Raw genomic sequence first — 1,829 nt, 5'->3', positions numbered from 1 at the left:
ACTTCATGCTCGGCACCGTAACCTGCACCGCCTGCTGCTTCGGACAATACAATTCCTTTTCGTGCTTGCGCCATTCATGCTTTACTGCTGTCATAGTTAACCCCTCTTTCTGAAAAAAATATATAATTTCTTTTATCGTAAGGGAGGATTATGAAAGATAATTAAGAGCCCCTATGCCAAAGCATAGGGGCTCTTTTCACACACTCGCTTCCACAAGTGATTTTGTATATGGGTGTACCGCTTCTTTAAGTCGTTTTGATTCGATGGTTTCTACGATTTGCCCATCTTTCATAACGATGATTCGGTCTGTTACGGCTTGTAATAGTCCGATGTCATGGCTGACGAATACGTAGCCGAAGGGTTGTTCCGTATGTAGTTTTTGTAATAGGTCTAGCACCAACTTTTGGTTCACCGCATCAAGGGCTGATGTAGGTTCATCAAAGAGTACTAGTTTTGGATGCATCAACATAATCCTTGCCAGTACCAACCGTTGCAGCTGACCACCACTGACTTCGTGAGGGTATTTATACACCGTATTTTCTGGCAAGTCTACTCGTTGCATCCATTTACGGATATCGTCCTTTGCTGACGCTATATCCATGAGACCATAGTTAATATATGGCTCTAAGAGAAATGCTTCTAAGTTCATCCTTGGAGGAATCACCGCCAAGGGATTTTGGAACATCATCTGCATAGAACGATATATTTCTGTATGGTTTTGAATGGATGTTACGTCTTCACCAAAGAGTCGCAGACTACCAGAGGTAGGTTTTTCTAACATAGCAATCAGTCTAAGGAGAGTACTTTTACCAGAACCACTGCCACCTGCAATACCTACGCGTTCATTGGGAGCCACGGAAAAGGATACGTTATCAACGGCATGGACCGTATGATGGTGGTTCGTATATTGTTTACAGATTTTCTCGAGTTGAATCATACTACACCACTTTCGTTACGGAATCTAACAAGATACGAGTATACTCATCCTTTGGATGCGCCATGACCTCTTCAGAGGATCCCACTTCAACGAGTTGCCCCTTATTCATAACCCCAATGCTATTGGCAATGCGAGCAGCCGCCTTGATATTATGGGTTACAATAATCACCGTTGCTCCAAGAGCCTGTGTTACCTCTTTCATAAGGTCCAATACAGAGGCTTGCACGAGCATATCTAAGGCGCTAGTCGGTTCATCGGCAAATACGATACTCGGCTTCAAGATGAGGCTTAAGGCTATGGCTAACCGTTGTTGCATACCACCGCTCAACTGAAACGGATAGGACTGCAAGATACGTTCTCCATCGGTTAAGTGAACGAGATTAAGCATATCTATAACGCGACTTACATCATAGCTTTCACCATGGGCATGAAATAAATCTTTGAAGTGATTTTCTACGGTTCGATTTGGGTTTAAATAGGCGCTGGGATTTTGAAAGATCATGGAAATCTTTGTACCCCGCAATTGTCGCCAATCACCATCACTCAATGTAGAAATATCTGTTCCGTTTAGCAAAATTTGGCCCCTAATGTTAGCTTGTTTCAACATGCCAAAGGCGGCACGAACTAACGTAGATTTACCAGAGCCGCTTTCACCAACGATGGCAAAGACCTCACCATTGGGCACGGAGAAGGATACATCGCGTACCGCTTGCTCCGTACCATATGAAATTGTAACCTTATCAAATACGATACAATCAGATTTATTCAATAGTAGAATCCTTTGTTAATAAGTAGTAGTCGATTGGATGTACTGGTACATTTTTAACTTTTGTAGTGGATACAACAGTTGCACTTGGATACATCAAGTAGATATCTGCTACGTCATCAACTA

General features: G+C 42.6%; 2 protein-coding genes. Both read right to left on the bottom strand.

What is annotated here, in order from left to right; translation table 11 throughout:
- Positions 1 to 196 precede the first annotated feature (196 nt).
- On the bottom strand, positions 197 to 937 hold the full coding sequence (locus Q7P05_RS02325; RefSeq protein ID WP_303930242.1) for an ABC transporter ATP-binding protein: 741 nt from the start codon (positions 935 to 937) through the stop codon (positions 197 to 199).
- Between the two features lies 1 nt (position 938).
- Positions 939 to 1,706 (bottom strand): ABC transporter ATP-binding protein, encoded by a 768-nt coding sequence (locus Q7P05_RS02320; RefSeq protein WP_303930241.1) that lies wholly within the window; start codon positions 1,704 to 1,706, stop codon positions 939 to 941.
- Positions 1,707 to 1,829 lie beyond the last annotated feature (123 nt).

This window comes from Veillonella dispar (assembly GCF_937975875.1).
Classification (GTDB): Bacteria; Bacillota; Negativicutes; order Veillonellales; family Veillonellaceae; genus Veillonella; species Veillonella dispar_B.
This window is presented reverse-complemented; position numbering and strand designations above follow the sequence as displayed.

Bases quoted from the DNA above. Each gene is read 5' to 3' on its own strand.
- Q7P05_RS02325 (WP_303930242.1), bottom strand. From the start codon at position 937: ATGATTCAACTCGAGAAAATCTGTAAACAATATACGAACCACCATCAT.